The sequence below is a fragment of the Microcoleus sp. PH2017_28_MFU_U_A genome, assembly GCF_020738035.1.
GTDB lineage: Bacteria > Cyanobacteriota > Cyanobacteriia > Cyanobacteriales > Microcoleaceae > Microcoleus.
In genome coordinates this window covers 1-24,231 of record NZ_JAEQCX010000109.1, presented here as the reverse complement: position 1 = coordinate 24,231, position 24,231 = coordinate 1, and the positions used below count along the sequence as shown (strand labels likewise).

Sequence of the window (24,231 nt, the reverse complement as noted above, 5' to 3'; positions counted from 1 at the left end):
ATCTGGTTTTTGAAGAGGGCGAAGCATGACCGCATATAAGTTATTAGTTATAATCTCCTATTTTCTGCGGTCATGCTTCGCCCCTACGGATATATTCGCTGGCATTGAGATGACCCCAAATTAAATGCTGTAAAGCTTATCTATCTTCGACTACTCCGACTAATGACTGCAAGTCAAAATCCTTGTCCAAGCCACTGAGACAAATACCAGAACTCATAACTGTTAAGTCATTTTTGGCGATCGCCGAACTATGATGTTCTCCACTAGCGCTAGTCCATTCAACCAACCAATAATCAGCGCGATCGCTAAAATCCCGCAACTCACCGCCGCCCATCTTCAACGCCCGCTGCAAGCGCTGTTCGTCGCGTACTTTCGGAGCGAAATCTTTAATATTTCTAGTCGCCAATTCATAAACAATTCGCATTTCCGGCGTCATTCCTTTAAAGCGAACATCTTGAGGCAAAATCAACTTTTTCAAAGCATCTTTCAACTCCTCACATAGCAGCGGATCGGCGCGCCGATCAATCTCTTCAAACCACAAACAATTACCGTCCCACCGCGCCACAATCTGCTCGAACTGGGAGCTTTCACTCACTAAATGTACTGCTACAGGTTTAGCAAAACCCACGCGCTGTTTAGCATCAGACTCGTTAACAGGATAGGTCAGCCAACTTTGCCCTTGTAGCACGCGAGCTAATTGCAAGCGAATCGGTACAAGCAGTTGCAAATACTCGGCGACTTGTGGCAAACTAGGTTCCTCAACTACAGCAGCAATTTTATTATTAATTGCCTCCAAAATAGCCCATCCTTCAAAGTTGCGCTGCTGCAATTGAAAAGTATAAATCATGCCACATATCTTTGTCCGCACCCTTCCCCCTCGAACGCAAGGAGCCAGGAATTGAGTATCGAGCAGTTCCCCTTCTTGGGCCGCGAGTTGGCTGATAATCTTGCGGATATCTGCCATTGAAGTGACCTCCTTCAACAGTTGACAGTTGACAGTTGACAGTTGACAGTTGACAGTTTAAGAGCGACCTTTACCTAGAAGGAAGAGGATTGGAGTAATGAATAGTCTGATTTTAATTTCTCCCTATCGGGGAGAGGCTTTCAACCAATTCTTTCTGGTAATTTTACTTGTTTTTACACGATCTGCATATAAACTAAGAGAATATAAACATTTACTAACAATCTTGACATCAAGGGAATTCCGAATATAATATTGAGCAAGTATTCAAAGTTAACGTTGTAAAAATATCAAGTAAATATGCTGCAAAAACTCTGTTTTAAGTTAGTAGTAGTGACAAGTCTGACACTTCCTATTGTTGGCTCTGCCCAAGTAGCTAAAGCTGAGAACACTCATGGAGCTACTGCTTATTCTCCGACTTCTGACGCCACCGGTATTAGTTGGGATCATGGTACAGAGAAAGAAGCACTAGATGCAGCAGTAGCCGCCTGCAATCAACAAAGTGGTGGGGCTAACGATTGCCAAGCGCTAACCTCTAATACAAATAATTGTGGAGCGATCTCAGTAGGCAAAGGAGGAGCAGGTGCGGGCTGGGGCGATGATAAAGCAGCAGCAGAAGCTCAAGCTCTCGCTGCTTGCAGCGAACTGGAAGGAGGCAACTGTAAAATTCAGCTTTCAGCTTGCAACAAGTAATTGAATGATGAATTTTTGTCGGAGTGGTGTATATTTTCTCTTGTAAAATAGCTGAGAAAATAGCCATATTATGTCCGTTTATTTACGCGAGAAAAATGGTTTCTAGTGAGGACTTTAGTCCGCAGAAAGAAGGACTAAAGTCCTCACTACAAACCAGTAGGGTGCGCCGCAGCGCACCTTACCCAATTAATCTCCTACTTCAGAGGTAACTGCATCCGGCGGCAGCAAACTTTCTAATCTATCTTTAGACCAGTATTCAGTAGGATAGGCGAGTGCAATAATATCAGAAAGTCGAATCAACCACGTAACTTGTCCGTAAGCATCGGTATTTTCCCCGTGTTCGTTAGGGGGAACTATCACCAAAAGTTCTGCAAACTCCCCGAACAAATTAATCGGGATGCCGCCGAAACTACTATTATTTGTTTTAATCCAAACTTTACAGCCTCGATCGAGGGCTTCTTGGAGTCGCTGGGACAGTAAAGTGGATTTTTTGACCTGGGATTTTTTGGCTTTCGACTTTTTTCCCATAGTTTTAAGAAGTTAAAGTAGTTGTACTGTGAGTTGCACGGTGGGTTACACAGTGGGTGGAGATTGGAGTGCGATCGTCTTCTAGGGCTTCGTTAACGCGATTTGCTATTGAAACTGACAAAACGAAAAAGGACGATCGCCCGATCGACACCCTACCAGTCTAGTCTATAAGAAAGTGCCACACTGCGATCGCCATAACAATTTAATTACAAAATCGGGAAATGAGCTGCGGTATCAAGTTACAGAGTGAGTTAACAGTCTCCGTATTTATACTGTGCCCAAATGCAGTATAATCGGCGAAGTCTTCCCAAATCGTTTAACTAAAACAATGGACTGGCGAAAGCTCATTCATCCCAACCCGAAAACTTCAACAATTCAACCACCAGCGCCAGAAACTCGATTGTCTGTAGAATTCCTGTTGGGGCTGTTTGCGGCGGGATGGACAGAAGAGCAAGTTTTAGAGAAATATCCTACACTCACTTCCCCCAAGCTGCGCGCTGCTTTGGCTGCTGCGGATTCGCAGTTAGTTTCATCCATCGCCAATCCTGAGTTACTGGAAATTATCGAACAAACTAGGGAAGAGTTGAGAATCGAGAAAAAGTTGCCGCTTGAGGAGATTGATTGAGGGAGATATTTGGGAGTAAAGTGCGATCGATTTTCGATGCTACTCAAAAATATCGATAATGCCCGATAATCTTCCAATTGAAGAGGACATCTTCCAATTTAGTCCCTGCACCGATATTGTGAACGATCGCAAATCTTCCCGAGGGCGATCGCACATTGCTAACTATCCCGATATGAGACTCACCTCCACCTAGATTCCATGTTACTACATCCCCCGGTTGATAATTATCTGCATTGCGAGTAACAGGTAACGATTTACCTTTTCGTTCAAAAAATACCATCAAATTAGGAACTCGGCGATGGTCGATATTCGGATCTGTGTTGGTCAAATTCCAATCTTTTGGATAGGCTGCAAAGTTCTGCCGCATATCTTCATGTACCTCTTGTTGCAGATCCACTTTTACCTGCCGAAATGCGCGAATTATGACATCGGTGCAAACACCTGTAGTCATCGGTACATCGCCACCAGGGTAGGGAATCGCTACATAAGCAGGATCGTAAGAATTGGTAATTTTAGTTTGGGCGATCGCATTATCGAGCACTTCACGAACTATCGGCGAAGTTACCGGCACTGTTTCGGGATTTAACTGGACAGTTGGAACAGAAATTGGCTTGATACTTTTTTGCGATTGACAAGCAACACAGAGATAACTAATAATTAGAATAAACAAAAGAGTTTGCAGGCGATCGTACATTATTCAATCTCAATTTCTCCCTAAATTTTCTCTAACTATTTCCCTAAACTCCAACACCGCCTCAAGAGGATCGGGGCGTTGTACATACTCAGCCAGCAATGATAAATCTAAATTGGGCAATAACTCGCTTTGGTGGATTTTTTCATATTCGTCTCCCCGCAGATGATAAACTTCAAAGTGACGATTTTTCCAGAACCAAACTTCTTTGACGAGCCATGCCCGATTATATCATTTATCAGAATTCATGGGTTTAAAACCCCCGCAGGTTGGTGTCATGGGGAGCATCTCAGTTTTGTATTTATAGTGCGAGCGTCCCCGCTCGCGTATTGTACAATACGCGAGCGGGGACGCTCGCACTCAAAGAAAAAATATTTTTTACAAAACTGAGATGCTCCCGGTGTAATGTTTTTAGGGTGGGGTGTAAATCCCCATAGAAAAAACCTCCTACGACCTTTGTCAACTGTCAACTGTCAACTGTCAACTGTCAACTGTTTATCATCCCTGACAGGCAAAGCCACATCCAGAATTTCCATCAACAACTCCAGCCGCGAAGGACGAGACAACATCGGCACCAAGTTCGGCAGCGAGTAATAATCACCCGCAAATGTAAACGTTTCCACCGACACTTGCTTATCCTTCAATTGTTTTTCAACATAATCGCAGTAAGCGCCAACTCGCACAATCACCACATCAGGAATTACGCTCAAAGTGTGGCAGTATTTCTGATAAGCATCTGCAAAATAAGGTGCAGAGTTTTCGCCTTCATCTGTTACCATAATGAATTGCTCAACTACCTGCTTCTTCATCCGCATTGCTTCGATCGCACAACCGCAACTTGTGCCGCCGCCTGCGCGAATGTGCTTGAATGCGCGCTCCCAATCGCTCAATTCGCTGCCGTTTGCTTGCACTGGATAGGGCATCGTGTCAAAGGCGTAGACGAACAGCGCAGCCTCGGAAATGCCCGAAATCATGGCAGCGAGACGCTTGCCAACTTCGATCGCACTTTCCATACTTCCCGACTTGTCAACCAACAAACCCGTGGCTTTAACAATCTTGCCGCGCTTCTTCACCTGTTCGTTAGTTACCGCTTCCAGCTTCGCCGTTGTGGCTGCGTCGAACTTGGCGCCCGCACCCGCAACACTGGCTTTGTATGCAGAAACCCGATCGCACTTGGCGGCTTCATCCAACTTCGAGTCAATCAACAGCTTGACTTCCGGGTGATCCATCGCGCCGCGAGACTGAATTGATTTCAGGTTGTTGATGACTTCCTGCGGCGACATCGAATTAATCAGCGCTGCTAACACCGTTGGCGTGAGCATTTTGATCGCACCAACTGCGATCGTATAGGGAATCTTGTATTCAACAATCAAATTCGCCTGTTCCGCAGGAGTCGCAGCCTTCGCTAACTGCTTCAAAACAAATGCCAGCGAGTCTTCCGGCGGATTGTCCTTAAACAGAATAGCATTAGCTCGATCGCTCGGCTTGACGTGCAGAGTCGCGTATAAGTGCTTCATCGCCTTGCGGTTGCGGATGGCGGCGCGATCGAAAAACTGGGCATTCTTTTCGCGCGATCGCAGATAGCGAGTGACAGCAGTGCGCGCGCTGCGAGGCAGCTTATTCTGGTGCTGCTTCATAAAGTCCACAATCCGCGAAACCTCGTAGGGCGGGAACTCTTGCAACATCATAAACCCGGCGTCTCGGTGCTCTGTCAGCGCCGAAGTCAGCAAGTTTCCGGCAAAAACTTCCTTGTGGTCGCGCACGTCGCCGTGACGTTGATACCACACTGCTAAATGACCGTAAAAAATCGGATCTAATTCGATAATTAACTTGTGAATTTCTGTCACCTTTTCGAGTTGGCGGTGAGGTGTGGTGAGCAGACTGTTAAGCATTTCTAAACGTAAATCGCGCTCTGCTGTATTCATTGGTGCTGCCTCCAGTTGTGGTTTTGGATTGGCGATTTTGGATTTTCAATTATTAGGAATATCCAAAAATCTGCGGGTGGCAGTTGTTGCACGCTTGGCAATGAATATCGTAGTCACCGCGCAAGTTTGAGGAGCTTTGTTTTTTTAACCTTAGAAGGGTTGGTATGTAAGCTCTTCGGATTGGGGCGCGGCAACAACTGCTATTTTAAAACTATTTCAGGGAAAATTCTGGGATTTCGATCGCCCTTAAATCCGGTTCAACCCAAGTATTCCGGGCTTCCCAAGACATCAGGTGCTCGCGGGTGTAGTGGTTCCAGGGTAAAGTGCGATCGGCATATTCTGCAATCAAACCGTTAGCTAAATGTACGATCGAGCGATTCCGGCCTTCATCTGCCAGATACTCGCGCACAGTTTGCGCCCAAAATAGCGTTAGCGTTTCGTGATACCCGCTGTTTGGCGTGCTTTCAATGCCATTGGCAGAGTTGTAACGTTTGATGCCATTGCGAATTGCATCGATCGCCTCTGAGTCCGATTCGCCAAACAGAAAATACCATAAAGCAACGGTTAAATGGGCTTCGTGCGTCCATTGGCTGCGCGGGAGGCTGCATTCTTGGAAGGCGTGGAGGAGGGTATCTATCTCGTAGGGCGATCGGTAAATTGCAAGTTTATTGCTCATAGCTAATACCCAATCAATTTCTTAGTCCGCGGAGGCGGACATCGTTTGTGTAGTAGCGGTTTCAACCGCCGACTCATGTCTTTTAACTTTTACTGAGTTGTTCCATGATGAACTTAATTTGCTTCTTGTTGCACTGACGTTTGCTCGCAGTATACTTCCATGTTTTGACACGGGAGTAATATTGATGAATTACCTCCAATTCTTCCCGATCGGCCAGCTCGAAAAGATACCAAATGCCATCTAGCTTTTGATAATGATGGTAATCATCGATCTTGAGAAAATCATCAGGCTTTTTCGGAGGTAATTTTCGTACCTTGTTTGCCAAGCAGAGTATCCGCGTCTCAGGATGAACGTAAAGTTCCTCTCTCCTAGAACCAAGTTGACGCCCATATCGGCGATCGCAAACAATTCCATCAACCAACACAACATCTCTTTCCACATAACCCCAAACATGGGAGAGAATATGTTTTCCAGACAGCGTAGTTATATCAAGAATTTGACACAATTCGTGGTAGATATCATCCCAATCTTGTCCTATTTTGCTCCGCAGCCAGCGAGATAAAGGCCCCAGACAATCTGAAAAATATTTGCTTTTTCTTTTCAGCTTGAGTAGATAAGGGTTAAAGATTCCATCAGTGCAAGCTGCCTCAGTAATTTCTTTCAGATGTCTCCGGTTTCCTGGTACTTTTTTTAAGCTAGCTCTCCAGCCACCGCGAGGCCGTTCGATGACGATTCTATCTAATCGGTGTTCGCTCATAGCAATTAACAATTGTAAATTAAATTATCCTAGTCATGGATGAACTTTTGACAAAGAAACAGATTTGTTTGCCTAATCTACGGACTACACCGAAAAAAATGCTTCATTCAGTTGACAGTTGACAGTTGACAGTTGACAGTTGACAGTTGACAAAAGAAAGAAGAGGATTAGAGTTAATGAATAGTCTGATTTTAATTTCTCCCTACAAGTGTTCCGGGTGTAAACCAATTCTTTCTGGCAATAAACCCGGTTTCTAGCCATCCGCGAGCAATTTATGTAAAATTTGACAAAGTTTAAAACACTTCGCGCAAGTCAAAAAAGCTTTAAGCACAGCCGTTCTTACCAGTTTTACCTAGCAGTGGACGCGCAAACCTCATCTAGAACTAGAGACTCGGAATGCTTCCCTAATTCGATCGCTCGAATATCAGTACCTTAGGGCAGTTATATTTACTAAAGTGTGTAAGCTTCATCAGTTAGGGCGCGAAGTGTTTCGTTTGTAACAAGGAATTCAGTTGTTCAAAAATTGGAAGTTCCGCGCAAGTTTAAAAAGCGGTTTAACAGACCGATTGCTCTACCCCTGAGCTACAGCCTCTTAAACGAGACTGACAGGATTTGAACCTGTGACTAATCGGTGGTATCGTGTGTATGCGCTTCCTATGTTAGGGCGCGGAACTGAAGATTCAAGAGCGGATAGTTTCCCTTGTTTTCCATAAGGTTTGTAGTGAGGACTTCAGTCCTTCTTTTCTGCGGACTAAAGTCATCACTACAAACCTTTTTCATGAAGAAAGTTGAATCAAAGTGTTGTGATAGTAAAAGTCACCTCGCGCAAGTCAAGAAAGCCGTTGTTCATACGCAGGAGTTGAACCTGCAACTTTTCTTTAAAGAGAAATGCTCTACCAAGAGCGAGTATGTAAGCTTCCTTTGTGAGGGCGCGAAGTGGAACTTTTAACCGCGTGACAGATATAAAAACTTCAGGTATGAGAGGCGGCGCACGAGTCAGAGAAGCTTTGTTTTTTAGGAATTGAACCTACTATTCGATTTTTAGTCGAACGTTCGCCAGTTTGTAAGCTTCTTTAGTTGGGGTGCGCCTCGACAATTGATGATTTTTTATACCGCGCAAGTTTGAAAAGCTTTTGACAACTTCTAGCGTGTTTACCATTTCACCATAAAAGCCGAAGCCTTCAGCGGGACTTGAACCCGCAATCTTTTCAGAACTAGAACCCTAATGTTTGTAGGCTTCTCGAATTAGGGCGCGGAATAAAAGTAAATTCCTATCCGTAAACCGCCTCTGGGCGGACAATTAAATCACCGCTGGGACGGCGATCTAGCACGTAAGACTCGAAGCGATCGCTCTTGACATCAAAATGATTGGCTAGACGTTCCTGAATTGTTTTGTCGCTCATTCCTACCGTGATACCCAGTTGGTTTTCTGCCACATCATAGGAACGTCCTTCAAAACGAATGTGAACCATAACTGTTACCTCCTTAAGCGATTTTAGATTTTAGATTTTAGATTTTGGATTAGTAGCTTTTCTGCTGTTTAGTTGTGGCGTTAGTCGGTAAAAATTGCCAGCATTCGCATCTGCGCCCACACGACAATTTTTACATAAACAAACGCCGCTCTAAATGGTAAGCTTGTTTGAGATGGCGGATTTCTTCAGTCTTTTGGGCCGATCGCAGTCGATCGCAACTGTGCTGTTCTGCATCCGCCCCAGATTCGTTGAAATTCGGCTGTTTTGGTACAATATCTGACTCAGGTTGAGTCAGTCTGTAACTGAACAGTCTCGTGAAAAGTAAGAACATGACAATTAAGTCTCTATTGCAAGACTTTCAAATTGAGGTTCCTTGAAATCTCGAACGCTATTTAGTTGTCAAGGTTCAGATTTGGTACGGAAAATGCAGGTTTTTGGCTCTCCTGCGCTTTCCATATGTTTATGCTACACACATACTACAGAAGTGTCAAGGGGGTAGGAAAAGTTTTTTAGATACAGGTATGTAGTTGCGCTTCAGCGCTCTTTCATATATATATTAAGAGCGCTGAAGCGCAACTACGTACCTAGTGCGATCGCGAACTTTGCACCCGGGCCCAGAAACCCGGTTTCTACGAGAAATACTGTTTGGTGACAAGGCATACACAGAGAAACCGGGTTTCTTGAATCCTGCGCGTAAATCCCGATCGCCCAACTGCTCAAACATCTTTAATATAGGAAATGCTATCGCGAATATTGTGGAAGCCCGCAGACTCGTAAAGTCGCAATGCACCGGAAGGATTTGCAGTATCCACGCCGAGAATCGCAGTCTCGACACCGGCAGCTTTCAGTCGCTGCAAACCAGCCAGCAACATCGCTCGTCCCAATCCAAGTTTGCGGAAACCGCGCCGCGTACCAAGAACAGCAATCCAGCCTTCATTTCGTCCAGTACGATCGCACTCCTCGACATTAATTTCGCAATAACAGAAAGCTGCAAAAGTCCCGTCAGCAGCAACTGCAATCAAGTCTAAATCCTTTCTGTAACTGGGTTTTGCTAAATCGTATTTGAATTTCTCGACTGTTAAATCGTGGTGATTCCAGTGATCGATAAACGACTGGTTGAACATTTCTACCCAAGCTTCCGAATCCTGTTCGCCGGGGAATAGACGCAGCGCAAAACCTTCTGGGAATTGGGCTTGGGCGATCGGTTCCGTGAGCGATCGCGCCATGCGACAAAAATAGCGATCGACCCTAAAACCGCAATTTGTGAGCACAGAAATGCGATCGGCATCCTGTGTCCTAACCCCCGATCGCAGCTTCACCTGCGCGCCCCGCAATGATGCTACCTCGCGCATCCGCCTTTCGCCCCAAGCCACTGCCGCCGCTTCCACATCTCCGCAGCGCGCCTCGGGGCGGACTGAAAACGACAGCCAACCATCGATGACTGTCCCAGGTTCAGAAATCCACAACTCGGCAAAACCGATTAATTTGCCGCCTGCATCTTCCCAAAGACAGATATCGCGCGCTAAATCTCGGGACGGTTGGTTAAATTCTTGTTGTAATTCCGAGATGGAAGTGCCTTGATCGAGCCGATCGACTTCTTCGCAAGTATTGATTAAATCGGCGATCGCAGTTAAATCGCTTTCGCCCGCATAGCAGCGCGCCGAGAGATTTGCCATCATAGCTAATCACCATTTTCGGTTATCGATCAATTTTAAAATAGCTTGGGCGATCGATCGAAGTGCGATCGTCTTCCAGGGCTTCCCTAACTGGTGAGTCGATCGGGCGATCGGGCGATCGACATTTCTGTTCAGAATCCGCCGATCGTGGTACTAAGATGTTTGTTAAACGAAAAAATGTGCTTTTCGCGACCAAAGTAACAAATTGTTACTTTGTTTCTCAGGAATGAGACCTCTGTCTCATTCCTTAGATATATTCAAGACCATCAAGTTCGTCACCAAGTTGACCAACTGAGATAAGAAATAATTTTTCGTCTAAGTTAAGGAGAACTCAATGCTTGACGCTTTTTCAAGAGCTGTAGTTTCAGCCGATGCCAGCACCTCCACCGTTGGTGATATTGCTGCCCTGAGAGCTTTCGTTGCCAGCGGCAACCGACGCTTGGATGCTGTAAACGCGATCGCCAGCAACGCTAGCTGCATGGTTTCCGACGCTGTTGCCGGTATGATCTGCGAAAACCAAGGCTTGATCCAAGCCGGTGGTAACTGCTACCCTAACCGTCGCATGGCTGCTTGCTTGCGCGATGCAGAAATCATCTTGCGCTATGTCACCTACGCCTTGTTGGCTGGTGATGCTTCCGTTCTTGACGACCGTTGCTTGAATGGTTTGAAAGAAACCTACGCAGCTTTGGGCGTACCCACCACCTCCACCGTGCGTGCAGTTCAAATCATGAAGGCTCAAGCCGCTGCTCACATCCAAGACAACCCCAGCGAAAAATTTGCTGGTGCTAAGTTGCGGAAAATGGGATCTATCGTAGTTGAAGATCGTTGCGCCAGCCTCGTTGCCGAATCTTCCAGCTACTTCGACCGTATCATTTCTGCACTGAGCTAGTCAATTGCTAATCGCAATCCGCTCAGCAAAATTGAAACTACGCTCACTGTCAAAATCACTTTAGGAGATTTAAGGAAATGAAATCAGTTCTCACCACCGCTATCGCCTCTGCTGATGCAGCAGGTCGCTTTCCTAGCACCTCTGATCTAGAATCAGTTCAAGGTTCTATCCAACGCTCTGCTGCTCGTTTAGAAGCTGCTGAAAAATTGGGCGCCAACCTGGATGCAGTTGCTAAAGAAGCTTATGATGCTTGCATCAAAAAGTATCCTTACTTGAACGAATCCGGTCAAGCTAACTCCACCGATACTTTCAAAGCAAAATGCCACCGCGACATCAAGCACTACCTGCGCTTGGTTCAATACTGCTTGGTAGTTGGCGGCACAGGCCCTCTTGATGAATGGGGTATTGCTGGTCAACGCGAAGTCTATCGCGCTTTGAGCTTGCCTACTGCTCCTTACGTTGAAGCATTAAGCTTTGCTCGTAACCGTGGTTGCACTCCTCGCGATATGTCTGCTCAAGCTTTGACTGAGTACAACGCTCTTCTTGACTACGCCATCAACTCCCTGTCCTAATTAATTAGACAGGTTTGTAATGTCGTGACTGGGTAATTTTTACCCCGACAAGTCTAGGAAATCTTGGCTCGTTGCTCTACCGATTTGGGTAAAGTAAGGGTAAAGAATTCCTGGGCTTGTTATTGTGTTTTAATAGGCATATGCTAATTTCTATCGGGCATCGGGCATCGGGCATCGGGCATCGGGCATCGGTAGCCCACTCTCCTCTTCTCCCATTCTCCCCCTCCCCACTCTATGGATAAACGCTTTTTTAGTTTTTTTAATTTAACAGAAGACCAGGCGATCGCCCTTTTAGATACGCCACAAGACCAAATCGGCGAAGAAGATTCTCGCTACATAGCCGCTTCCCATCTGATAAACTTTCCCACAGATCGATCGATCGCAGCACTGATCCGAGCAGTAGAGCAAACCGATCCGGTGCTAGAAAACCGGATTGTGCGCCGCAAGTCGGTGGAAACCTTGGGAAGACTGCAAGCTGTCCAAGCATTGCCGGTGATTCGCACCTGTCTGAGCGATGATGACTGCTACACCGTGGAAAATGCGGTTTGGGCGATCGGCGAAATTGGCACTCAAGACGCCGATATGTTAGAAGAAGTTGCTCAATTGCTCGATAAACCAGGACAAACCTACCGAGTAATCATCCACACCCTGACTAAATTAGATTATCAACCAGCCGAGACCAGAATTCGCAAATTTGTTGACGATCTCGATCCACCGACTGCTAGTGCTGCGATCGCCGCAATTTGCCGCCTAACCAGAGACTTTTCTAAAATGGGACAAGTTGTCGCCATGCTGCAACACAAAAATGTCCTAGGGCGCAGACTATCAATTCAGGATTTGATTGACGCCCACCACTACGAGGCCATTCCCAACATTGCCAAATGTCCCGTATCTTTAGTCTTTCGGCTGAGGGGAATTCGGATGCTAGCAGCAGCCGGAATCGCCGACAAATCCCTTACCTTTGACACCATTCAACCCTATTTAGAACAAACCTTACGGGATCAACCAGGGGATTTAGATTTAGTCCACAGCTATGAAGAATTACCAGAATTACCGTTTCTGATTAACCAATTATACGAAACGGATTTTGGGCGTTGCTATTTAGCAACTAAAACCATTTTAGAACATTATTCAGAGGAGGCACCCGCAGCCCTGTTTGCCACCTTTGCCGAAGAAGCAAACAATGATTATGGAGCGCATTTTCATGTAGTAAAATTGTTTGGTTGGCTCAAACACTCTCCCGCCTACGATTTGTTATTGGAAGCTTTGAATAACCCCCAACCCCAGTTTCAGAAATCCCGTGCGGCGGCTGCGATCGCCCTAGGGGAACTCGGAGAAAAGCGTGCCATTCCAGAATTGAAAACCTGTCTGGAAACTAAAATCTGGGATTTGAAGTATGCTGCATTAATGGCACTAGAAAAACTTGGTGATGTTAGTGGTTATGAAGTTGCTGCGGCTGACCAAGATTGGTTAGTTCAAGCTAAAATAGAAGCTCATAACTCAGTAAAATCCTAATTATCTTAATTTAGGAATTATAAGGTTTGTAGTGAGGACTTTAGTCCTCTGATGCTGCGGACTTAAGTCCGCACTACAAACAGTTTCAATCGCTAGTAATCGAATTGACACGATATTACTCAGAAACCAGAGTATTCTTCCTTCTTCCTTCTTCCTTCTTCCTTCTTCCTTCTTCCTTCTTCCTTCATAAATCATGACAACAGATGCTTTGTTTGAAAAACTAAAACACCCGAATCCTCATATGCGCGATCGGGCAATGTATGAAATAGCCGATTCCCGCGATGAAAATACAATTCCTCGACTGGTGGCCATTTTAGACGACGAAGATGTCACCTATCGTCGGGCGGCGGTGAAGGTGTTGGGCGCGATCGGTGAGGATGCCATATCACCGGTGGTTGACGCCATGTTAAACAGTGAGAATGTGACTGTGCGAGGGAGTGCGGCGAAGGTATTGGCGCAAGTTGCGATTAATTATCCAGAGTTGCCTTTCCCAGAAGTGGGCTTGCAGGGATTGAAAAAGGCGATCGATGACGCTAATCCTGTGGTGCATATTGCAGCCGTGATGGCCTTGGGGCAGATGGGCTCGTCTGCGTTTGAGATTTTGGTGGAATCGCTGAATACAACGGATAATGTAGCTGTACAGGTGGCGATTGTGAGTGCGCTGGCTTCTGTGGGCGATCGACGTTGTGTAGAAGTCCTCACCACATTTGCCAATGATGAAGCCGTAGATTCCTATGTACGGGAATCGGCGACAAGTTCTTTATCGCGGTTAGATTTGGTGATGAATTATAAGCGTGCAGAATAGTTAGGTTTATAGTAGCGTGTTGAACGATATGTAAGCAAAAATTGTAATGGTCAGAAAAACTCACCCAAAGCCAGAAGTTGAGGATGCGTTGAGATACGCTGAAAAAAATGGATGGCGCGTTGATGTTGGTGGTTCTCATGCTTGGGGGAAAATTTATTGTCCCTACAACGATAAAGAGTGTAGAAGCGGGATTTTTTGTATATCCAGTATTTGGAGTACCCCAAAAAACTCAGGGAATCATGGAAAACAAATTCGCCGAGTAGTGGATAACTGCACAAAGCATAACGATGTGAATGAGTCTTCCTCGGAGGAGGAATAAAAAATGAACGAGTATGATTTTACTTTGAAGTTTAATCTGAACAATTCCCCAGCCGATCCTGATGATTTTATTGAGAGACTGTATGCAAGTGGCTGTGACGATGCCTTAATTGGAGTTGGAAATAAAGAATATGTAGCACTAAATTTTATCCGCGAGGGATCGTCGGCTTATGAAGCTATTTCTAGTGCGATTAATGATATCAAAAAAGCTGTTCCAAGTGTTACTCTAATTGAAGCAGCACCAGATTTAGTTGGCTTGACGGATGCAGCTAAAATTCTGGGTTATACTCAACTGCAAATGAGAAATCTCTCGATCGAAAGCAAATCAAGATTTCCGATTCCTGTTTATGAAGGTACACATTCTATTTGGCATTTAGCGGAAATTTTAATTTGGTTGCGCGAAAATCGAATGCACTCAATTGATGATACGCTGTTAGATATCGCTCAAACCAATATGAATATTAACATTGCCACGAGTTGGCAAAAGATCCCTCTTGATACCCAAGAAAGTATCAAGGCGCTGGCTGTTTAGACTGGTTTGTGCGATATTACTGAGGCACATTGCAATCTAAGGAAAACACCAATGAAAATTAAAGTCAAAAATCTTGGTGCCCTAAAACAAGCCGAATTCACCCTTGGCGAGTTGACAATTATTTGTGGCGGCAACAATACCGGAAAGACCTACGCTACCTATGCACTGTTTGGCTTTTTGTTTACTTGGCGGCAGATTTTGGCGATCGAAATCAACGACGATAATATCCAACAACTCCTTGCTGACGGCGTAATTCATCTAGACATACAAGAATATGTCAAACAGGCAGAGCAAATTGTTTTTAAAGCTTGTCAAGTTTATACACAGCAATTGCCTCATATTTTTGCAGCGCCGGCTAAAAGATTTAAAAAAACAGAGTTTCAGGTAAACCTAGACATCAAAAATATTACCTTGGCAAGCCAATTTCAGTCAACACTAGGATCTGCAAATGTCGAATTATTCTCGATGACCAAAAGAGAAGATAGTAGAGAATTAGTTGTCACCTTGCTCGTTGAAAAAGAAAAGGCAAAAATTCCCAATGAAATACTTAAAAAAACCATTGCCGATGCACTGAAACATATTATTTTTGCCGAAATTATTCCTCGTCCTTTTATCGCTAGTGCAGAAAGAACTGGTGCAGCTATTTTTCGCAAAGAGTTGAATTTTGCCCGTAATAGATTGCTTGAACAAATGGGTAAAAGCAACAATAATATCAATCCAATGCAGCTTTTATTTAAAGCTTATCAGGACTACGCTTTGCCAATCAAGACAAACGTTGACTTTACGAGGGAACTGGAAACCATTGTCAAGAAAAGCAGTTTTATTGCGGAAAACCATCCTGATATACTGGCAGATTTTGCTGATATAATCGGTGGCCAATACACTGTTACTCGTAATGATGAACTTTATTATGAGCCGAATGGTAAAAGGCTCAAGCTTTCTATGGATGAAAGTTCTAGTGCTGTGCGTTCTCTATTAGACATCGGTTTTTACCTAAAACATGAGGCTCAAATTGGCGATTTACTGATGATAGATGAACCAGAATTGAATCTACATCCTGAAAACCAGCGCCGCGTCGCACGTCTATTTGCTCGCTTGGTAAATCTTGGTATTAAGGTTTTTATCACTACCCACAGCGATTACATTATTAAAGAACTGAATACGTTGATTATGCTTAACCATGACAAACCTCATCTGAAGCGAGTTGCTGAAGAAGAAGGTTATCGGGAAGTAGAACTAATTTCGTCTAACAAAATCAAAGTTTATATTGCGGAAGAGGCAGGGAGTACAAAAACAAATAAATGTCAAACGCTGACACCAGCCGATATTGACCCAGAAATGGGTATTGAAGCCCGCAGTTTTGATACAACTATTGAAACGATGAACAGGATTCAGGAATCGATTGTTTGGGGTCAGGATTAATGTCTGATATTGCTATCCTCAAAGAGATGATTAAGGAAAGTGCTACAGTACCATTGGAAGAACACAAAGGTAAAAAGCAAGTTATACTCAAAGAGCCTCCGCCTGCTGACTATTCTGTCACGATTGATGGAATGCCTGATGATGCTCAAGTTATTGTCATTAAAGCCGATGCTTTCCCAGCACCAAACAAGATTTTTACCAGCTCAAAAGGTCAGTGCAAACGCGCTGATTTTGTGATCATTGCTGATACTCCCACAGAAAAAATCATCTTTTGCATTGAGATGAAGAAAAATAAAGACCAGAATTCAAAAATTATCCAGCAACTAACGGGCGCAAAATGCTTTGTTGACTATTGTCAGGAAATCGGAAAAGCATTTTGGAATCAACAGAACTTTCTTGATGCTTATGAATATCGTTTTGTCAGTATCGGTCATATTAGCATTTCCAAAGGGAAAACACGCATTAACCGCTTAAATGAGACTCATGACCGTTTAAATGAGACTCATGACCGTCCTGATAGGATGCTGAAAATTAGTAGACCCAATAAACTTCAGTTCAATCATTTGATCTACGGGAGATAGATAGTTTTGTGAACGTCAAAATCAGCGCTTCAGGACTTATCTATTACCTTCCAAACAGCTTTTTACCTTTTACCCCTTCCTCCTTTCAACCTTAAAAACATCCTCAATACTTTTCCCAGATGTTTTATCCTCCCAGCCCATCGCCATCAAGAAACTCTCAGCAGACTGAGTTTCCACCACATCAACCCCCCATTCTCCGGTTTGTAGCGCCTCAACATCGCTACTCAATGGCGGAGTCTTCTTCAATCCCGCTAAAATCAAAACATCAGGAAAAGAATCATCAACTTTTCCTTGACTCATCCGCTTATTTACCAAAGCTTCAGCGCACAATTCCCCAACTTGAGGCGGCGCAAAATCATTAGTAGAAAATAAAACTTCTACCATCCAATGAGCATGATTTAATTGATGACACTTAATCTCAGGATATTGACTTAAACCTTCAACAAATACCAGAGTCAAATCTTCGCGACTCAAGGGCCCAAAAACACCTTCTGGCATATCAAAATTATGAGAAAGCAACATCCGCCCGGTTCCAGATTCAGTCATATTTTTAGTTACTTAATTTGAGAAATTGCTAACTTAATTACTCCTTGCACAGCCGCCTCTGATTCCTTGGCTAATGCAGCTTGTAGCGGTTCGATCGCACTTCGATCGCCCACTTTCATCAAAGACAAGGCCGCCGCCCTGCGACTTTCGCCATCGCCATGATGCAGCAACTCAATCAGGTTGGGGATTGCAGGCTTATAAGCCAGATTTCCCAAAGCAGCCGCCGCCTCGCAACGCACGTCAACATCAACATCCGTTAGAGACTTCACCAAAATCTCAAATAAGTCGGCTTTGGGCTCTTCCTGGGCGACTTTGGCGATCGCCCCAACCACCGCCCCGCGCACCACAGGCGAATCAGAGGCGATCGCCCGATACAAATACTCCTTCGCACCCGCCCCAATAAACGCCAACGCCCAAGCCGCATGACCGATCGTACTTTCCGGCACATCGGTAGATGCTAAAATATCCAACAAAGGCTGTACAGAAGGTTCACCAATCCTCGCCAGCGCCCCAATCGACGAACCCTTAACCACCGTATCCTCATCATTTAACAAAGCATGAATTAAATTAGGAACCGCCGTCGGATCGCCAATCAAAGTCAGAGTTTTACCCGCAGCACGCCGCACAACCGGATTAACATGATTTCCCAAAGCATCCAACAAAAAAGGAGTCGCCGCTTCACCAATTTCCGCCAGAGTTTCCGCACAACGCAGTCGAGTCATCCCCCGCGTATCACCCAAAGATTCAACCAGACTCCTCAAAAGCTCAGCATCATTAACATCAAAAGTATCTAAATCTATTTGTTCAGTAACTTGTTGAAGCAAAGCATCTGTTTCGGCATGAGCTAACACAATTGCAGCATCTTGGGATTGAGCATTAGAATTGACCATCATTGCCACCTAATTATTAGTAGTTATCGCCGCCAATTGAGTGCGGAGACTGTCTAGTCCAGCATCAATTTTAGCAAGTTCCGGCTCAATTTTAGCCATAGCTGCTTTCTGTGGTAGCTTAGCCTTTTGTGCCGCCGCCATCGTTTCATTCACCAAACGTTCCCGATACCGCTCAAATTCGGCAATGACTTCCACCAATTCTTCAGCCTCTATCTGTGTTGAATCTTCTGTTAAATCTGCGGCAGATTCATCACGAGCCGATGTTGTCAATTCTTCGTTTTCAGACATAGTTTTGAGAGTTTAATAACAGTTGAAAACAGTTAGGCGATCGAGTTCAGTTAAACTCACATCATACAGGATTCTTAGGAACTGGCAAGATGCCAGTTCCACAACCAATTAATTTTATTGTGGGGCGGGCATCTTGCCCGCCCAGTTAGTTGCTTGTGGGGTGGGCATCCTGCCCGCCCAGTGGCTTGTGGGGTGGGCATCGAACTGGCAAGATGCCAGTTCCACAACCAATTAATTTTATTGTGGGGTGGGCATCCTGCCCGCCCAGTTGCTTGTGGGGTGGGCATCCTGCCCGCCCTAAAAAAATATTGACAATAGTTGAATTTGACCAATCAAAAAGCATTTTTTCCAGAGACTTTAACGCGACACCGCAGCAGCCTCAGAAACTCTCAAGCGATTGTGTTCCAACAACTCTTCTAAAACAGACGGAGAAATACAACGACGCTCAGAACAGTATGCCATTTGTTTAACCCCATTGCTCATTTGAACCGTCATCACCCGCACTCGAAAATGATCGTTAATAAACCAACAGCGTTCCTGTCCTTGATTTGTCTCATATTCCGTCTCAATAGTCAATACCCCATCATCAGCAAAATGGTAAATACCAATTACCGGAATACCTTCAACGTAGCCTCTATTTCTGAGAAACTTACCCATTTTCGGGTTATTGGGATTGGGTACATCGATAAGTATTGCAGCATAATTTTGGTTCGGGATGGCATCATCCAAATTATCTTGCCACATAAAACTGCATCCCCCACTAACCAAAGCAGGATCTACATTTTGCTGTTGACAAACCTCTAAAACTCTGGGATCATCAATTGATAAGACATCAATCATGACATTGGATTCTCCCGACTCATCAGCAGCAGCAGTATCAAAATTGTGGACTGTTCGCTGAGTGAACCAAACGCCCTCACTCTTGCGAAAGAAATCCATCATAGTCATCGGTGGTGTTAGCAGCATTTCTATGTCAACTTAGCGAGAGGAATCAAGTAGCATCGGAATTATTGCCGAAATTAGGAGACGGCTTTTGGAGTGTCCCTACAATATTATTTTGGGTAGGGAGACGGCACTGCCGTGTCCTCTATATCATTCCTTCCCCTTGTGAAGGGGATGGGAGGAGAATCCGATCGAATTTTGGTTAAGAAAATTAACTTTCTGGCGATCGCACAACAATCAAATTCTAGGATAAATGACACCGGACAACTTTGAGCAATTCCATCAATAAATCTTCAAAAATATAATGGCACTTCGTCAACACTCATTTTTCCTCTCTGAACCCCTGACTCTCACAGAAGTCTTACAAGCTATCGAGGAAAGCAAAAGCCTAGCTCAAACCAACCTCCAGGGAATCAACCTCAGCCAAATGGATTTATCCGGGATTGATTTGAGCGGAGCAAACTTGATTGGCGCGGGCCTCAGCAAAACCAATTTCCAAGGTGCAAATCTCCAGGGAGTAGATTTGCGGCGCGCCAATCTCCGAGACGCCAATTTGAGTGGAGCAAATTTACAAGAAAGTTATTTTTTTCGAGCTGATTTACAAGGTTGCAATCTAGTTGATTCCAAGCTAGAATCAGCTAAATTTAAATTAGCTTTATATGATAGCAAGACTATGTGGCCAGAAGGATTTAATTACCAAAAATCCGAAGCTATTGGCCCGAAAGCTAGTCTGAGCGGAGCTTTTTTGAATGCAGCCAATCTCCGAGGAGCGGATTTAAGTTATTGCAATCTGCGAGGTGCTTATCTCAGTGGAGCGGATTTAACTGGAGCAAATTTAGAAGGAGCGGCATTAAGTGGCGCTAATCTTCAGAATGCTTTTTTGACTGGTGCTTATTTGCGAAATGCCATGTTAATTGGAGCTGAATTGCAAGGCGCAGATTTACGGGCTGCTGATTTGACTGGAGCAAATTTAGATCAATTGCAAAGTATTGCGGGTGCTGATTTCAGCTTGGTACAAGGATTGAGCGCCGAAACAAGAGCGATGCTTTGCAGTCGCAATTCCAAGGAGTTAGGTACTTGGAATCCTTATACTCGGAATAACACAGCTCAAAGTCTTGCAAATTAGATATCGTTTGTAGTGCGGACTTAAGTCCGCAAATTCAGAGGACTAAAGTCCTCACTACAAACCGTTTGTAGTGCGGACTTAAGTCCGCAAATTCAGAGGACTAAAGTCCTCACTACGAACAAATTTTAATTTTCCTATAAATTGCGTTCCAAATCGAACAGAAAACCGTGAATATACTCCTCAGTCCACTCCTCACCATAGAACCGCAGAAACATCCCCCTCGCAGGATCTTTCGCCGCACGATAGTTGATATAATTGCGTTGAGCCTGAAGAATCTCGACCAATCTCTGACTGTCGGTGACTGGTTGCGCGCGATCGACCAAATCGAGATAAGCTTGTAGATAATCCTTAAAAGCATCAAACACAAGAGTTTGCACAGCCTCAGTTTCCTTAGGACGAGTCCACAGAAAAGCCGGAGAAAAGAAAGGTTTTGCCTCTTCAGGAAAATCTCCCCCCCAGGGCAAATCTTTTTGATACTTGTTAAAAATTGGTAAAATCGGCTCTGAGTATTGCTTTTGATAGGCCGCATCATGAAAAAGCGGCTGCATATCCAAAGCAATCAAATGTCCCCCCGGTAAAGTCACCAAATCCGCCCCAAAAAAAGGCAAATCATAATTAATTTGCGGGAAAATCACAAAATTCAAAACCTGAAGAGCATCACCGCCCTCAACATGAGCCGCCCGAATTTGTCGCAGTTTGGGCGATTGAAAAGCATAGCTAGTAGTGACAACCAACTGCTCTTTTTTTCCTTTCCCAGTGATACATTCTTTTTTTTCAAAACCTGCTGGAATCGGATATGGAGCTAAGTCAAGTCGCTCCCTGAGCAGTGGGATGGCGTAATCTAAAAAAGGCTGATAGAGAGTCATTTTTAATTTATTTTGTCCCGGCGGGAACCGCTAAGGGAACAGCATCTTCAAACAAAAACTCGTACAAAAAGCGCTCTGACCATTCATGACCAAAATAGCTGCCGAACAGCCCGGATGCGGGGTCTCTTTCTGCACTATACTGATCGTATTCTTTCTGTGCTTTCACAATCCGCTGAATTTCTTCGGGAGTTGTCAGGGGAGTAGCTTGCTGTAGCATTTTCCAGTACAACTGGACGTATTCTTGATAGGCGGGAAACAATTGGTTCACTACTGTTTCGGCGTCGGTTTTGGCAAAGAGCAAATTCTTGGAAAAATACTGGTTGGCATCATAAAACTTCATTTCTAAGTCTTGTACCAACGAGCTGTATTTAGCTCGAATTTCGGTCAACGGTTCGATATACTTGTCTGTGTAAGCCCGATCGCGAAATAACGGCTGAAAATCTATCACCACCAAGATTTTCTTTTGTCCAAACGCTAAAAAATCAATCCCTAGCAACGGCACATCGTAATTGTGGCTTGGATAAATGACACTGTTAAAAATTTGTGCCGTTTCCCCAGCATCGATGTAGGTGTAGCGAATTTTTCGCAATTCAGGGCATTGATAACACCAGCTTTGAATTGTGGCGGGATTTTTACCTCTTTCACTCACCACAGATTCCAATCCAGAGGGAATGGGACGGCTCTCTAGTGCAAAGTTCTCAAACAGTTCTTTTTCTAGAAATTGCTGAAATGGCTTAAACATAGATTATAATTTAGCTCCTTCAATCTCTCCCTGAACACAGGATAATAGGCGATCGCCCTGGGCCTAGTCTCTTTTATGGATAACAAAGTAATATTTCGTTATGAAACCAAACGTGCGATCGCACTTAATCTAATGAAGACTTTTACCACACTCTCATCTTTGATTCTCTCAAATGTAACAAATCTTAATCAAATTTCTCATAATTCTAGTCTATAACTTGAATTGTACTCAATTCCCTCCGGACAATTTTAATAGCTATGCAATTAAGTGAAAGAGCAAAACAATTAATTCCCAAAGCGAGAATTGTCAGCTTTGCTACTTGGAAAAATATCTATCCAGATGAAGTAATTGCCATTTTTCAAAAGGCTGACGATGAAAGTCGATATCTCACAGATGAAGATTTAGAAATCATCAAAAATCTGGTTCCCGATACCTCTTCAATGTTAGAACAAGCAAGATTGCTGCGAGAGCAAGCTCCTAATCTTGTATCGAATGCCAGGGAAAAGGTGTTAGCCGACTTTCCAAATATCACCGAACCAGACAATGACCTCTATCCTGCTGAACGCGCCGAAGCTTGTTGGCGAGATTTTTGGCATTTCTTGCGCTCCGTCTCCTATAGCATAGCAGGGAAAAACCCGGAATTTACCAGTCAAGCAGGACTAGAAAACATGGAACTACTCTATCAAGAATTGCGAGTTCCCGTGGCGGCGATGCTCTGTGGATTAGAACAATTAAAAATAGTCAGTTTACAGCAATTTAGTTCTGAGGAACAGCATTTATCTGGTCTTGCTTTTGACAATTTAATCGCTGGCTTAAAACAGTTCAATCAAGCTTGAACCGTTAATAATCACAGGAATTAACCACAGGCATTCAAGAAACCGGGTTTTTAACTCACATTTCTCGCACTTCAGGCCATATTTCCCGAAAAAACCCGGTTTCTGCCTCTAGAACTCTATAAAATATTCTTAATTGCGATCGAGCAAATTTTCTAAAGCCGCACCAACCACTCGATGATGGGAGTCTTGCCGCAGTTGACTCAACACCTGCTTCGCTTCTGGAGCATCAAAATGCTTCAAAGCAGATGCAGTGTGCTGGCGAATCCCTTCATACTCAGAACTAGCCAGCGCCAACAACCGAGCCAATGCCGCTGCTTCCTGACTGCTTCCAGCTAAAGCACCGAGCGCGTCCACAGCCGCTTCCTGGGTGGTCATATCTTCCCCCGCCAAAGCTTCCACGCACACCTCAAACAGTTCGTTGTAGCACTCCATATCTACCAGCGCCCCCAAAATGCTGCGACGCACCAGCCAGTGGTCATCCTGAATAAAAGTCAGCACTAAATGAGACGCAGCGCACCTACCGAAGAGCGACAGGGAATTTGCCGCTTCGGCGCGCACATTGGGAGTGTTATCAAGTTTCATGATTTGCAGCAAGGCGGCGAAAGATTCGGCGCTTTGCTGTTGTCCAAATCCCCTGCTGACAAAGGTACGGACTAAAAATTCTGGGTCGTTGAGCCGAGCTTTTAGCAAAGGAACGGCAATCTCTGGTGTATAATCTTTCAGAGCTGCGATCGCCTTGAGTCGATATTGAAAATCAGAATTATCTAGAAACGCTTCAATTTCGTGAATATCCATAACCGCAACAGAGCAGGACTTTTCCTTACTTTAAACAACAGGGTTCACTTTGTGCAACTTACCAAAATTATCTTAACACCGAAATCTTTTTTTGACCGTGAACCTCGTTTCTTTAAACTCTCTCATCAAATCTCGTCTGAAAACTTCCGTATTTGAACCAATATTGTCGCAGTTCATGATGAGGTGTATGCAAACTCCCTTTCCCTTGATAGAGCATCACTTGTCGGTGATTTCCCATCCAAACTCGTTTGAGCGGTTCCACAGAAATTAAGCATCCTCCTAGACTGGTGATATATTGCTAAAATCTCTCAACGGCTGGGTAGTCTAAAGTTTCAAAAATCAAAAATTCACCTGAAAAAATTAGGTGACGGCTTCGTATCCAAGCCTGCATTTTTTTATCGGCTATTGGGGGTAATAGCTGGTAAAAGTATAGTCATCTATTACATGACACGGGAGGCACCCGGTCCCTCCCCTTTCGCTTTCACTTCGAGCGGATTAACCCGCCTCGGCTGAGCTACGCAGCTCTCTATCCCATTGCTGAAGGCATTTGGGATTGCTTTTC

General features: G+C 44.5%; 30 protein-coding genes. 12 read left to right on the top strand and 18 right to left on the bottom strand.

Annotated elements, in window-relative coordinates; all coding sequences use genetic code 11:
* Positions 1-136: 136 nt before the first annotated feature.
* Positions 137-964, bottom strand: coding sequence for a hypothetical protein (locus JGK14_RS25515; RefSeq protein WP_325315633.1), 828 nt, complete (start codon positions 962-964; stop codon positions 137-139).
* 297 nt (positions 965-1,261) lie between these two features.
* On the opposite strand from JGK14_RS25515, the gene JGK14_RS25510 reads away from it, so the two are divergent.
* A complete protein-coding gene (locus tag JGK14_RS25510) occupies positions 1,262-1,654 on the top strand; it encodes a DUF4189 domain-containing protein (RefSeq protein WP_293220720.1) in 393 nt (130 codons plus the stop codon).
* A 186-nt stretch (positions 1,655-1,840) separates the two neighbouring features.
* Here the strand turns inward: JGK14_RS25510 and JGK14_RS25505 are convergent, their stop codons facing one another.
* The gene (locus JGK14_RS25505; protein WP_293185015.1) at positions 1,841-2,182 is read right to left on the bottom strand and encodes a hypothetical protein; all 342 of its coding nucleotides are present in this window, start codon (positions 2,180-2,182) and stop codon (positions 1,841-1,843) included.
* A gap of 328 nt (positions 2,183-2,510) precedes the next feature.
* Between JGK14_RS25505 and JGK14_RS25500 the strand changes: the two genes are divergently transcribed.
* The gene (locus JGK14_RS25500; RefSeq protein WP_293185013.1) at positions 2,511-2,807 is read left to right on the top strand and encodes a DUF433 domain-containing protein; all 297 of its coding nucleotides are present in this window, start codon (positions 2,511-2,513) and stop codon (positions 2,805-2,807) included.
* A gap of 43 nt (positions 2,808-2,850) precedes the next feature.
* Here JGK14_RS25500 and JGK14_RS25495 read toward each other — a convergent pair whose 3' ends face one another.
* The 8 genes from JGK14_RS25495 to JGK14_RS25460 all read right to left on the bottom strand — a co-directional run bounded on the left by JGK14_RS25495 (position 2,851) and on the right by JGK14_RS25460 (position 10,200).
* Positions 2,851-3,501, bottom strand: a complete 651-nt coding sequence (locus JGK14_RS25495; RefSeq protein WP_325315632.1) for a DUF1287 domain-containing protein — start codon at positions 3,499-3,501, stop codon at positions 2,851-2,853.
* Positions 3,502-3,971: 470 nt separating this feature from the next.
* Positions 3,972-5,423: a hypothetical protein gene (locus JGK14_RS25490; protein ID WP_325315631.1), complete on the bottom strand. Its 1,452-nt coding sequence runs from the start codon at positions 5,421-5,423 to the stop codon at positions 3,972-3,974.
* Positions 5,424-5,634: 211 nt separating this feature from the next.
* A complete protein-coding gene (locus JGK14_RS25485) occupies positions 5,635-6,099 on the bottom strand; it encodes a hypothetical protein (protein ID WP_293185007.1) in 465 nt (154 codons plus the stop codon).
* Positions 6,100-6,181: 82 nt separating this feature from the next.
* Positions 6,182-6,856: a hypothetical protein gene (locus JGK14_RS25480; protein WP_293185006.1), complete on the bottom strand. Its 675-nt coding sequence runs from the start codon at positions 6,854-6,856 to the stop codon at positions 6,182-6,184.
* Positions 6,857-8,127: 1,271 nt separating this feature from the next.
* The gene (locus JGK14_RS25475) at positions 8,128-8,328 is read right to left on the bottom strand and encodes a hypothetical protein (protein WP_293185005.1); all 201 of its coding nucleotides are present in this window, start codon (positions 8,326-8,328) and stop codon (positions 8,128-8,130) included.
* Positions 8,329-8,458: 130 nt separating this feature from the next.
* Entirely contained in the window at positions 8,459-8,659 is a 201-nt protein-coding gene (locus tag JGK14_RS25470; RefSeq protein WP_325315630.1) for a radical SAM protein, read from the bottom strand.
* Positions 8,660-9,044: 385 nt separating this feature from the next.
* The gene (locus tag JGK14_RS25465; RefSeq protein ID WP_293185003.1) at positions 9,045-10,007 is read right to left on the bottom strand and encodes a GNAT family N-acetyltransferase; all 963 of its coding nucleotides are present in this window, start codon (positions 10,005-10,007) and stop codon (positions 9,045-9,047) included.
* 19 nt (positions 10,008-10,026) lie between these two features.
* Positions 10,027-10,200, bottom strand: coding sequence for a hypothetical protein (locus tag JGK14_RS25460; protein WP_293185002.1), 174 nt, complete (start codon positions 10,198-10,200; stop codon positions 10,027-10,029).
* A gap of 138 nt (positions 10,201-10,338) precedes the next feature.
* Here JGK14_RS25460 and cpeB point away from each other — a divergent pair, with 138 nt between their 5' ends.
* From cpeB to JGK14_RS25445, 3 genes are all read left to right on the top strand, one after another.
* Positions 10,339-10,893 carry a C-phycoerythrin subunit beta gene (gene cpeB, locus JGK14_RS25455; RefSeq protein WP_293185001.1) on the top strand — a complete coding sequence of 185 codons (555 nt, stop codon included), beginning with the start codon at positions 10,339-10,341 and terminating at the stop codon, positions 10,891-10,893.
* A gap of 77 nt (positions 10,894-10,970) precedes the next feature.
* Positions 10,971-11,465, top strand: coding sequence for a bleomycin hydrolase (locus JGK14_RS25450; RefSeq protein ID WP_293184999.1), 495 nt, complete (start codon positions 10,971-10,973; stop codon positions 11,463-11,465).
* Positions 11,466-11,699: 234 nt separating this feature from the next.
* Positions 11,700-12,980, top strand: coding sequence for a HEAT repeat domain-containing protein (locus JGK14_RS25445; protein ID WP_325315629.1), 1,281 nt, complete (start codon positions 11,700-11,702; stop codon positions 12,978-12,980).
* On the opposite strand, the gene JGK14_RS25440 is transcribed toward JGK14_RS25445, so the two are convergent.
* Entirely contained in the window at positions 12,981-13,175 is a 195-nt protein-coding gene (locus JGK14_RS25440; RefSeq protein WP_325315628.1) for a hypothetical protein, read from the bottom strand. It lies immediately after the preceding gene.
* Here JGK14_RS25440 and JGK14_RS25435 point away from each other — a divergent pair.
* The 4 genes from JGK14_RS25435 (at position 13,174) to JGK14_RS25420 (ending at position 16,638) form a co-directional block, all read left to right on the top strand.
* Complete coding sequence (locus JGK14_RS25435) at positions 13,174-13,785, top strand: HEAT repeat domain-containing protein (RefSeq protein ID WP_325315627.1); 612 nt, start codon at positions 13,174-13,176, stop codon at positions 13,783-13,785. The two genes, JGK14_RS25440 and JGK14_RS25435, sit on opposite strands and share 2 nt — an antisense overlap.
* A 322-nt stretch (positions 13,786-14,107) precedes the next feature.
* Entirely contained in the window at positions 14,108-14,635 is a 528-nt protein-coding gene (locus JGK14_RS25430) for a hypothetical protein (RefSeq protein WP_293192386.1), read from the top strand.
* A 51-nt stretch (positions 14,636-14,686) separates the two neighbouring features.
* The gene (locus tag JGK14_RS25425) at positions 14,687-16,057 is read left to right on the top strand and encodes an AAA family ATPase (RefSeq protein ID WP_325315626.1); all 1,371 of its coding nucleotides are present in this window, start codon (positions 14,687-14,689) and stop codon (positions 16,055-16,057) included.
* Positions 16,057-16,638 (top strand): hypothetical protein, encoded by a 582-nt coding sequence (locus JGK14_RS25420; RefSeq protein WP_325315625.1) that lies wholly within the window; start codon positions 16,057-16,059, stop codon positions 16,636-16,638. Before JGK14_RS25425 ends, JGK14_RS25420 begins: the two co-directional genes overlap by 1 nt.
* A gap of 69 nt (positions 16,639-16,707) precedes the next feature.
* Here the strand turns inward: JGK14_RS25420 and JGK14_RS25415 are convergent, their stop codons facing one another.
* The 4 genes from JGK14_RS25415 to JGK14_RS25400 form a co-directional block, all read right to left on the bottom strand.
* A complete protein-coding gene (locus JGK14_RS25415; RefSeq protein ID WP_325315624.1) occupies positions 16,708-17,184 on the bottom strand; it encodes a DUF2656 domain-containing protein in 477 nt (158 codons plus the stop codon).
* Between the two features lie 8 nt (positions 17,185-17,192).
* The gene (locus JGK14_RS25410; RefSeq protein WP_325315623.1) at positions 17,193-18,077 is read right to left on the bottom strand and encodes a HEAT repeat domain-containing protein; all 885 of its coding nucleotides are present in this window, start codon (positions 18,075-18,077) and stop codon (positions 17,193-17,195) included.
* A 6-nt stretch (positions 18,078-18,083) separates the two neighbouring features.
* Positions 18,084-18,362, bottom strand: coding sequence for a hypothetical protein (locus tag JGK14_RS25405; RefSeq protein ID WP_293184990.1), 279 nt, complete (start codon positions 18,360-18,362; stop codon positions 18,084-18,086).
* A 357-nt stretch (positions 18,363-18,719) separates the two neighbouring features.
* Complete coding sequence (locus tag JGK14_RS25400) at positions 18,720-19,328, bottom strand: phycobiliprotein lyase (protein WP_293184989.1); 609 nt, start codon at positions 19,326-19,328, stop codon at positions 18,720-18,722.
* A 114-nt stretch (positions 19,329-19,442) separates the two neighbouring features.
* On the opposite strand from JGK14_RS25400, the gene JGK14_RS25395 reads away from it, so the two are divergent.
* Both JGK14_RS25395 and JGK14_RS25390 read left to right on the top strand, forming a co-directional pair.
* Positions 19,443-19,577, top strand: coding sequence for a hypothetical protein (locus tag JGK14_RS25395; RefSeq protein WP_293239575.1), 135 nt, complete (start codon positions 19,443-19,445; stop codon positions 19,575-19,577).
* Between the two features lie 31 nt (positions 19,578-19,608).
* Positions 19,609-20,430: a pentapeptide repeat-containing protein gene (locus JGK14_RS25390; protein WP_293184988.1), complete on the top strand. Its 822-nt coding sequence runs from the start codon at positions 19,609-19,611 to the stop codon at positions 20,428-20,430.
* 134 nt (positions 20,431-20,564) lie between these two features.
* Here JGK14_RS25390 and JGK14_RS25385 read toward each other — a convergent pair whose 3' ends face one another.
* On the bottom strand, positions 20,565-21,296 hold the full coding sequence (locus tag JGK14_RS25385) for a phycoerythrobilin:ferredoxin oxidoreductase (protein WP_293184987.1): 732 nt from the start codon (positions 21,294-21,296) through the stop codon (positions 20,565-20,567).
* A gap of 7 nt (positions 21,297-21,303) precedes the next feature.
* The gene (locus JGK14_RS25380) at positions 21,304-22,038 is read right to left on the bottom strand and encodes a 15,16-dihydrobiliverdin:ferredoxin oxidoreductase (RefSeq protein ID WP_293184986.1); all 735 of its coding nucleotides are present in this window, start codon (positions 22,036-22,038) and stop codon (positions 21,304-21,306) included.
* A gap of 257 nt (positions 22,039-22,295) precedes the next feature.
* On the opposite strand from JGK14_RS25380, the gene JGK14_RS25375 reads away from it, so the two are divergent.
* Entirely contained in the window at positions 22,296-22,874 is a 579-nt protein-coding gene (locus JGK14_RS25375; RefSeq protein WP_325315622.1) for a phycobilisome protein, read from the top strand.
* 129 nt (positions 22,875-23,003) lie between these two features.
* On the opposite strand, the gene JGK14_RS25370 is transcribed toward JGK14_RS25375, so the two are convergent.
* Positions 23,004-23,669 carry a HEAT repeat domain-containing protein gene (locus JGK14_RS25370; protein WP_325315621.1) on the bottom strand — a complete coding sequence of 222 codons (666 nt, stop codon included), beginning with the start codon at positions 23,667-23,669 and terminating at the stop codon, positions 23,004-23,006.
* Positions 23,670-24,231 lie beyond the last annotated feature (562 nt).